Consider the following 6,396-nt stretch of genomic DNA (forward strand, 5'->3'; position numbering starts at 1 on the left):
GGCGCCGGCGAGCCACCCGCCCCTGAGTCGGCCCGTCGCCGGGTCGGCCGGTCCGCCGGCCGACCCGAGCCACGGGGTGTGACCTGGGGGAATGTGCCGGCGCGGAAAAGTGTCGTACCTCGGGGCTAAGGTTGCCGGAGCGTTCTTCCTGCGCGCGAAAATCGCTCGTCAGCACCTTCGAGCGGACAGATCCACCTCACTTTCTTCACCCGGGAGTACACGGACCGTGGCCGACCGACTGATCATCCGTGGCGCGCGCGAGCACAATCTGCGTGACGTCAGTCTCGACCTGCCCCGGGACGCTCTGATCGTCTTCACCGGGCTCTCCGGGTCGGGCAAGTCGAGCCTGGCCTTCGACACGATCTTCGCCGAGGGGCAGCGGCGCTACGTCGAGTCCCTCTCCTCGTACGCCCGGCAGTTCCTCGGCCAGATGGACAAGCCGGACGTCGACTTCATCGAGGGCCTCAGCCCCGCGGTCTCCATCGACCAGAAGTCCACCTCGCGCAACCCGCGCTCCACCGTCGGCACCATCACCGAGGTCTACGACTACCTGCGGCTCCTCTTCGCCCGCATCGGCGAGCCGCACTGCCCGGTCTGTGGTGAGCGGATCTCCCGGCAGACCCCGCAGCAGATCGTCGACCGGGTCCTGACGATGGCGGAGGGCACCCGGTTCATGGTGCTCGCCCCGGTCATCCGCGGCCGCAAGGGGGAGTACGTCGACCTCTTCGCCGAGCTCCAGGCCAAGGGGTACGCCCGGGCCCGGGTCGACGGCGTGGTGCACCCGCTGACCGAGCCGCCGAAGCTCAAGAAGCAGGAGAAGCACACCATCGAGGTGGTCATCGACCGGCTCACCGTCAAGGCCAGCGCCAAGCAGCGGCTGACCGACTCGGTGGAGGCGGCGCTCGGCCTCTCCGGCGGCCTGGTCCTGCTCGACTTCGTCGACCTGCCCGAGGACGACCCGGACCGCGAGCGTCGCTACTCCGAGCACCTGGCCTGCCCCAACGACCACCCCCTAGCGATCGAGGACCTGGAGCCCCGGGTCTTCTCCTTCAACGCGCCGTACGGCGCCTGCCCGGAGTGCACCGGCCTGGGCACCAAGAAGGAGGTCGACGCCGAGCTGATCGTCCCCGACCCGGAGCGCACCCTGCGCGAGGGCGCGATCCAGCCCTGGTCGACCGGGCACAACCTGGAGTACTTCCTCCGCCTGCTGGAGGCCCTCGGCGAGGTCCAGCACTTCGACATCGACACGCCGTGGCGGGCACTGCCGTCCCGGGCGCAGAAGACGATCCTGCACGGCTCCGACGACCAGGTGCACGTCCGCTACCGCAACAAGTACGGCCGCGAACGCTCCTACTACACCGGCTTCGAGGGCGTGGTGCAGTGGATCGAGCGGCGGCACTCCGACACCGAGTCCGAGTGGTCGCGGGACAAGTACGAGGGCTACATGCGGGACGTGCCCTGCGCGGCCTGCGGTGGCGCCCGGCTCAAGCCCGAGGTGCTCGCGGTCACGCTGGCCGGCAAGAGCATCGCGGAGCTCTGCAACCTGTCGGTGGGGGAAGCGGCCGACCTGCTCGCCGGCATCGAGCTGAGCGACCGGCAGAAGCTGATCGCCGAGCGGGTGCTCAAGGAGATCAACGCCCGGCTGAAGTTCCTGCTCGACGTGGGGCTGGACTACCTCTCCCTGGACCGCCCGGCCGGCACGCTCTCCGGCGGGGAGGCCCAGCGCATCCGGCTCGCCACCCAGATCGGCTCCGGCCTGGTCGGCGTGCTCTACGTGCTCGACGAGCCGTCGATCGGCCTGCACCAGCGGGACAACCACCGGCTGATCGAGACCCTGGTCCGGCTGCGCGGGCTGGGCAACACGCTGATCGTGGTGGAGCACGACGAGGACACCATCCGCACCGCCGACTGGATCGTCGACATCGGCCCGGGCGCCGGCGAGCACGGCGGCAAGATCGTGCACAGCGGCTCGGTCCCGGCCCTGCTGGAGAACCCGGAGTCGGTCACCGGGGCGTACCTGTCGGGTCGCAAGTCGATCCCGACGCCGCGCCAGCGCCGCCCGCAGACCCCGGACCGCGAGCTGGTGGTGCACGGGGCGCGCGAGCACAACCTGCGCAACCTCACCGTCTCGTTTCCGCTCGGCCAGCTCATCGCCGTCACCGGGGTCAGCGGCTCCGGCAAGTCGACCCTGGTCAACGACATCCTGCACGCCGTACTGGCCAACCAGATCAACGGCGCCCGGCTGGTTCCCGGCCGGCACACCCGGATCACCGGGCTGGAGAACGTCGACAAGGTCGTCGGCGTCGACCAGTCGCCGATCGGCCGGACGCCGCGGTCGAACCCGGCCACCTATACCGGGGTCTGGGACCACGTCCGGAAGCTCTTCGCCGAGACCACCGAGGCCAAGGTCCGCGGGTACGGTCCGGGCCGGTTCTCGTTCAACGTCAAGGGCGGCCGCTGCGAGGCCTGTTCCGGCGACGGCACGATCAAGATCGAGATGAACTTCCTCCCGGACGTCTACGTTCCCTGCGAGGTCTGCAAGGGCGCCCGGTACAACCGGGAGACGCTGGAGGTGCACTACAAGGGCAAGACCGTCTCCGACGTACTGGAGATGCCGATCGAGGAGGCGGCGGAGTTCTTCTCCGCCATCCCGGCCATCCACCGGCACCTCAAGACGCTGGTCGACGTGGGCCTCGGGTACGTCCGCCTCGGCCAGCCCGCGCCGACCCTCTCCGGCGGCGAGGCGCAGCGCGTCAAGCTCGCCTCCGAGCTGCAGAAGCGGTCCACCGGCCGGACGGTCTACGTGCTCGACGAGCCCACCACCGGCCTGCACTTCGAGGACATCCGCAAGCTGCTGATGGTGCTCGAGGGCCTGGTGGACAAGGGCAACACGGTCATCACCATCGAGCACAACCTCGACGTGATCAAGACCGCCGACTGGATCATCGACATGGGCCCGGAGGGCGGCCACCGAGGCGGTACCGTGCTCGCCACCGGCACCCCGGAGGAGGTCGCCGAGGTGGCGGAGAGCCACACCGGCCAGTTCCTGCGTCAGGTGCTCAAGCTCGACGGCGAGGCCAAGGGGGCGCAGGCGGCCACGTCGCGGGCGGCCAAGGCCAACGGCAGTGGCGCCACCCGGTCGCGAGCCCGCAAGGTGCCCGCCGGGGCGCGCTGAGCCGACGGTAGAACGGGCGGGTCGGGAAACCGGCCCGCCCGTCCCATATCCCGAGTCACGGCACGCTCCGGTGAACTGTGCGGCACAGTGATCCGTGTCCAGAAGTGCGGCCGCGGATGATGACGGGCGGCGGCGGCAGCCGAGAGGAAGGCCGGACATGAGTGAGGATCAGGTGCTGGACGCGCCGGGTACGCAGACCCGTCGGGCGCTGCTGGCCGGTGCCGGCGCGGTCGGGGCTGCCGTGGTGCTGGCCGCCTGCGGAGACGACGCGGGCGACACCGCCGGCGGCCCGGCTCCCAGCAGCGGCGGCCCGGGCCGCGCCACCAACGCCGGTGATCCCGAGGGTGGCAACCGGGACACCACCGGTCCGCTGGCCCGCACCACGGACATCCCGGTCGGCGGCGGCGCGGTCTACGCCAGCAAGGGCGTGGTGATCACCCAGCCGGAGCCGGGGCAGTTCAAGGGCTTCGACCCGATCTGCACCCACCAGGGCTGCCCGGTGTCGAACGTCGACGGCGGCACGATCAACTGCACCTGCCACAACAGCAGGTTCTCCATCGCCGACGGTTCGGTGAAGCAGGGCCCGGCGACGAAGCCCCTCGCCCCCAAGGCGCTCAAGGTCGAAGGCGACCGCATCGCCCTCGCCTGACCCGCGCCCGCACCCGCACCCGTTCATGGTGGGGCGCCGCGCGGTGGCGGCGTGGGGTGTCGGGGGTGCGGACTACGCTTGCTGACGTGGCTGACCCCTCGACCTACCGTCCCGCGCCCGGCACGATCCCGGAGGCGCCAGGGGTCTACCGCTTCCGCGACGGCACCGGTCGGGTCATCTACGTCGGCAAGGCGAGGAACCTGCGCAGCCGGCTCAACTCGTACTTCGCCGACCCGGTCAACCTGCACCAGCGCACCCGGCAGATGGTCTTCACCGCCGAGTCCGTGGACTGGATCACCGTCGCCACCGAGGTCGAGGCGCTCCAGCAGGAATACACCTGGATCAAGCAGTACGACCCGAAGTTCAACGTCCGCTACCGGGACGACAAGTCGTACCCGTACCTGGCGGTCACCCTCGACGAGGAGTACCCGCGGCTGCAGGTGATGCGGGGCGCCAAGCGCAAGGGGGTGCGCTACTTCGGGCCGTACTCGCACGCCTGGGCGATCCGCGAGACGCTCGACCTGCTGCTGCGGGTCTTCCCGGCCCGGACCTGCTCCTCCGGGGTGTTCAAGCGGGCCGGCCAGGTTGGCCGCCCCTGCCTGCTGGGGTACATCGGCAAGTGCTCCGCGCCCTGCGTCGGCAGCGTCACCGCCGAGCGGCACCGGGAGATCGTCAACGGCTTCTGCGACTTCATGGGCGGCCGCACCGACACCATGGTCCGCAAGCTCGAACGGGAGATGACCGACGCCAGCGAGCACCTGGAGTTCGAGCGGGCCGCCCGGCTGCGGGACGACATCGCCGCGCTGCGCCGGGCCATGGAGAAGCAGACCGTGGTGCTCGGCGACGGCACCGACGCCGACGTGGTCGCCTTCGCCGACGACCCCATGGAGGCCGCCGTCCAGGTCTTCCACGTCCGCGACGGCCGGGTGCGCGGCCAGCGCGGCTGGGTGGTGGAGAAGACCGAGGACCTCACCACGGGCGACCTGGTGCACCACTTCTGCACCCAGGTCTACGGCGGCGAGCAGGGGGAGGCGGACGTACCGCGCGAGCTGCTCGTCCCGGAGCTGCCCGGCGACGCCGACGCGCTCGCCGACTGGCTCTCCGCCCGTCGGGGCAGCCGGGTGTCGCTGCGGGTGCCGCAACGCGGCGACAAGCGGTCGTTGCTGGAGACCGTGGAGCGCAACGCGAAGGACGCGCTGACCCGGCACAAGGTCAAGCGGGCCGGCGACCTGACCACCCGGAGCAAGGCCCTCGACGAGATCAGCGACGCGCTCGGCATGCGGACGTCGCCGCTGCGCATCGAGTGTTTCGACGTCTCCCAGATCCAGGGCACCGACGTGGTGGCCAGCATGGTGGTCTTCGAGGACGGGCTGCCGCGCAAGAGCGAGTACCGGCGGTTCATCGTCCGGGGCGCCACCGACGACCTCTCCGCCATGTCCGAGGTGCTGCGGCGGCGCTTCGCCCGCTACCTCGACACCCGCGCGGAGACGGGAGAGATCGGCGAGGAGACCGCCGCCGACCCGGACCGGCCCGGCATCGACCCCACCACCGGGCGGCCGCGCAAGTTCGCGTACCCGCCGCAGCTGGTCGTGGTCGACGGCGGTGCGCCCCAGGTGGCGGCGGCCGCGCAGGCCCTCGCCGAGCTGGGCATCGACGACGTGGCGCTCTGCGGGCTGGCCAAGCGGCTGGAGGAGGTGTGGCTGCCCGACGACGAGTTCCCGGTCATCCTGCCGCGCACCAGCGAGGGGCTCTACCTGCTGCAGCGGGTCCGCGACGAGGCGCACCGGTTCGCCATCACCTTCCACCGGCAGCGCCGCTCGAAGCGGATGACCGAGTCGGCGCTGGACACCATCCCCGGGCTGGGGGAGGTGCGGCGCAAGGCGCTGATGCGACACTTCGGCTCGCTCAAGCGGCTCTCCGCCGCGACGGTCGACGAGATCACCGAGGTCCCGGGTCTGGGGAAGCGGACCGCGGAGGCGATCCTCGCGGCGCTGCACGGCGAGGCGAAGGCCCCGGCTACGGACTAACCGCGCCGACCCTCCTCGACGAGGAGCGCGACGGCCTGCGGCCGCAGAGTCAGCGCCCGCCCCGAACGACGAGGGCCTGGTCCCCGAGCACCCCCAGCTGTCCGTCGAACGGACCGACCGGCCAGCCGAGCGCCCGGGCGGCCTCCGTGGCGTCGTCCTTCCCGGCGACCCGGTACACCACGTCCACCGCCACCGCGTCACCGCCGTGTGCCCACTCGTTCTCGCGCCGCGTGTGGAGCAGGGCGGCGACCAGGAGCGCGACCAGCCCGATCGCGGCGACGCTGGTCAGCAGGGGAAGGCGGCGCACCGGTGGATCATGCCGGGGCGGCGCATCCGCCGCCACCCCGTCCGGTTCATGCCGACTGAACCTCGCCGAGGACCGTGAGGATCTGCTCGCCGTACTTGGTGAGCTTGTTGTCGCCGACGCCGTTGATCCGGGCCAGCTCGGCCAGCGAGCCGGGCGCATCGGTGGCGATCTGGCGCAGCGTGGCGTCGTGGAAGATCACGTACGCGGGGACGCCCTGCTCCTTCGCGGTGGCCGCAAG

Annotated in this window: 5 protein-coding genes; 3 read left to right on the forward strand and 2 right to left on the reverse strand. The window is 71.3% G+C overall.

The window, feature by feature from the left end; translation table 11 throughout:
• The first annotated feature begins 226 nt into the window (after nt 1-226).
• The 3 genes from uvrA (at nt 227) to uvrC (ending at nt 5,851) form a co-directional block, all read left to right on the forward strand.
• Nucleotides 227-3,175 carry an excinuclease ABC subunit UvrA gene (gene uvrA / locus DKL51_RS04410; RefSeq protein WP_109944103.1) on the forward strand — a complete coding sequence of 983 codons (2,949 nt, stop codon included), beginning with the start codon at nt 227-229 and terminating at the stop codon, nt 3,173-3,175.
• A 157-nt stretch (nt 3,176-3,332) separates the two neighbouring features.
• Complete coding sequence (locus tag DKL51_RS04415; RefSeq protein ID WP_109944104.1) at nt 3,333-3,824, forward strand: Rieske (2Fe-2S) protein; 492 nt, start codon at nt 3,333-3,335, stop codon at nt 3,822-3,824.
• Between the two features lie 86 nt (nt 3,825-3,910).
• On the forward strand, nt 3,911-5,851 hold the full coding sequence (gene uvrC / locus DKL51_RS04420; RefSeq protein ID WP_109965066.1) for an excinuclease ABC subunit UvrC: 1,941 nt from the start codon (nt 3,911-3,913) through the stop codon (nt 5,849-5,851).
• Nucleotides 5,852-5,900: 49 nt separating this feature from the next.
• Here the strand turns inward: uvrC and DKL51_RS04425 are convergent, their stop codons facing one another.
• The gene (locus DKL51_RS04425; protein ID WP_109965065.1) at nt 5,901-6,158 is read right to left on the reverse strand and encodes a hypothetical protein; all 258 of its coding nucleotides are present in this window, start codon (nt 6,156-6,158) and stop codon (nt 5,901-5,903) included.
• Nucleotides 6,159-6,204: 46 nt separating this feature from the next.
• Nucleotides 6,205-6,396, reverse strand: a 192-nt coding sequence (locus tag DKL51_RS04430) for an HRDC domain-containing protein (protein ID WP_148097724.1), incomplete at its 5' end; no start/stop codon positions are given.

It is taken from the genome of Micromonospora globispora, assembly GCF_003857015.1.
Taxonomy (GTDB): Bacteria; Actinomycetota; Actinomycetes; order Mycobacteriales; family Micromonosporaceae; genus Micromonospora; species Micromonospora globispora.